Annotated in this window: 2 protein-coding genes; one reads left to right on the top strand and one right to left on the bottom strand. The window is 42.9% G+C overall.

The window, feature by feature from the left end; translation table 11 throughout:
* Window positions 1–298: 298 nt before the first annotated feature.
* A complete protein-coding gene (locus VB714_RS15380; RefSeq protein ID WP_323225511.1) occupies window positions 299–742 on the top strand; it encodes an RrF2 family transcriptional regulator in 444 nt (147 codons plus the stop codon).
* 403 nt (window positions 743–1,145) lie between these two features.
* Here VB714_RS15380 and lepB read toward each other — a convergent pair.
* On the bottom strand, window positions 1,146–2,014 hold an 869-nt coding region (gene lepB / locus VB714_RS15375), incomplete at its 5' end, for a signal peptidase I (RefSeq protein WP_323225509.1).

Genomic DNA, 2,014 nt, shown 5'->3' with positions numbered 1-2,014 from the left:
TTTATCCAGGAGGTCTTGACCGACTAAGGGTTCGGAGGTTTTTGTCGTACTCATTAACTTAATATTTGGGTTGGTTGTTCTTGTTGGTTTGTCTTATTGTCTAATAACAAGATTGCCAAGACAATAATTTTGACCTTCATCACTTTAACATATCAAACTATATTTTTTGTCCCTAAGTCAACAAGAGTTTAAACTTATTAAAGAGGATTGGAAGCGAGCTGGGGAAAATTGTAACATTTTGTATTTTCACACCTCCATTGCCCATAGCATTCTCTAACTTTATTGGACAAACTGATTCATGAAACTGACAACTCGCGGGCATTACAGCGTCAAGGCTCTTTTGGATTTGAGTTTACAACCCGATGATAAACCCGCATCGGTTTGCGCGATCGCAGAGCGTCAAGATATCCCTGCTCCTTATTTAGAAAAACTCCTGATTGAATTGCGTCGAGGGGGTCTAGTCTATTCAATTCGAGGTTCTCGCGGGGGCTATCAGCTTGCTCGCAATCCCTCGCAAATTTCTCTAGGACAAATCTTTGCGGCCGTAGGGGAAGAGGTTGCACCTTTACCCAAACAAATTCCCGATGCCGATCGCGCGGAAGATTGGGTTGCATTGAGTTTGTGGAAGCGCTTGAATGAAAAACTGAAAGAATCACTTTATCGCATCACTCTTGCCGATCTTTACTATGATGCTCGCAGTTGGCAAGCCGCTCGAGGAGAAGATGCTAGTTTTGTGGTCTAGAAAGGCAATATATCTTTAATCTTCAGGGAAATAAAATTAAGGGAATAGAGGTCAAAACTGCAAGCTAATCAAAATCCTACGGTATTTTTCCCTATTGTACGATCGCGGGTTTATTACCTCTCCGTTTTGGATGATTTGGCAATTTCTTGAGCAGATCGGCTCGATTATCCGGAGAATTATCGGGTTGATTTTTACATCAGTATCGCGCCAGAATCGAGTCATTCCCAAAAAGATGTAGGATGATACTGTATTGGGGGACAAGGGAATTTTTTTCGAGAACTAACCTTGGCTGACTTTTCTTCCATTGCCATTGGGTTGTCTCGGGTAATATGGGGGTTGGCGATTGTTTGAGGCTGAAGGAAAAAAGAGAGAGTTGCGATCGCCAAGGAATGATTCTCTAAGTTTAGTCGGGTAAAAGGGAGCGCGATCGAAACAGGGGAAAGATAATTTTATAGGCTCGACCAATAATATTCTCTGCGGGAAGAACACCCCAAACATGAGAATCAAAACTATCATTGCGATTATCCCCCAACACCCAATAAGAATTTGAGGGAATCTGTTGAGGAGCTAGTTCGTAGTTGGGGGGAGCTGCTAGGTAGTTTTCCTGTAGGGGCTGTTCGTTAACATATACCAATCCTCCGCTAACTTTCACCGTTTGTCCAGCAGAGGCGATCGCACGCTTGACGTAAAAAATTTCTTTATCGGGGGTATCTTTGGGATCGAGAGTGCGGGCATTTTCTGGGGCTGTAAATACGACTAACTCTCCGGGTTGAGGCTGATAATGGGACAATTTTTCTACTAAAATGCGATCGCCGATTTGTAGGGTAGGCTGCATGGAAGAACTCGGGACGCTAAACATTTCAATATAATTCACTAACCCCAGAGGAATATAACGAGTTAAAATGCCCCAACTCAAAACGGCGATCGCCATACCAAGAACAAGAGATCGCCCTTGAGAGTTGCGATCTTTGGACGGAAAAGCAATATAAGCATGATACGTTGCTAAAGCGGCGATCGTGCAAGTTAAAAGCGACAAAGCGGGAACAAAATCATCAGCAAAAGAAAAAATTATGGTTAATGCCAAGAAGAGGCCGCCGAGGGTTACTTTTTGGAGATAGAATTGCCCTAAACCGGGAAGAATGCGGGATAAAAAAACAGCAAACCAAGGATTTTTATGGGTTCTCGGTATTTTTTCAGCTTGAGGATTGTTGGTATGGGGATAGAGACAGTGAAAGGCATCAAAAAGATTAGCAATGTATAAACCCACCGCAA

The sequence above is a fragment of the Spirulina sp. 06S082 genome (assembly GCF_034932145.1).
GTDB lineage: Bacteria > Cyanobacteriota > Cyanobacteriia > Cyanobacteriales > Spirulinaceae > CCY15215.
This window is presented reverse-complemented; position numbering and strand designations above follow the sequence as displayed.